The organism is Faecalicoccus sp. LCP19S3_E2 (assembly GCF_052121255.1).
GTDB lineage: Bacteria > Bacillota_I > Bacilli_A > Erysipelotrichales > Erysipelotrichaceae > Faecalicoccus.
Genome location: NZ_JBQKEP010000051.1, coordinates 1 through 305, shown reverse-complemented (window position 1 = coordinate 305; position 305 = coordinate 1). Strand labels below are relative to the sequence as shown.

At 27.9% G+C, this 305-nt stretch carries 1 protein-coding gene; it reads right to left on the bottom strand.

The window, feature by feature from the left end; translation table 11 throughout:
- Window positions 1–80: 80 nt before the first annotated feature.
- Window positions 81–236, bottom strand: coding sequence for an HAD hydrolase family protein (locus ACTQX6_RS12670; RefSeq protein ID WP_441657570.1), 156 nt, complete (start codon window positions 234–236; stop codon window positions 81–83).
- Window positions 237–305: the final 69 nt, after the last annotated feature.

Here is a 305-nt window from a genome sequence, read left to right as displayed (position 1 = left end):
AATAAAATACGATATATAAAATCAAATAATTTGACAAAAAAAGTAAAAGAAAAGCGCCTGTTTAAGCGCTGAAATGAAGTTCATTGATAAAAATAGCTGTCAAACTCCCGGGTATTGATAAAGATCAAGTTGCCTTCTTTTCGCAAAGTTCTTAAATTCTGTATTGTTTCTTTTGAAACTTCATTGGTTTCCGATACACGTAAAGTACCATCAAAATCAAAAAATAATGTATGCATAAAGATTCCTTTCCAGACAACTTATATATTATAGGCTATTTTTCTAAAATCAAAAAATAAGATTTTTCC

What these genes read in the sequence shown, in the direction of transcription:
- ACTQX6_RS12670 (WP_441657570.1), bottom strand. Translation starts at nt 236, where the DNA reads ATGCATACATTATTTTTTGATTTTGATGGTACTTTACGTGTATCGGAA.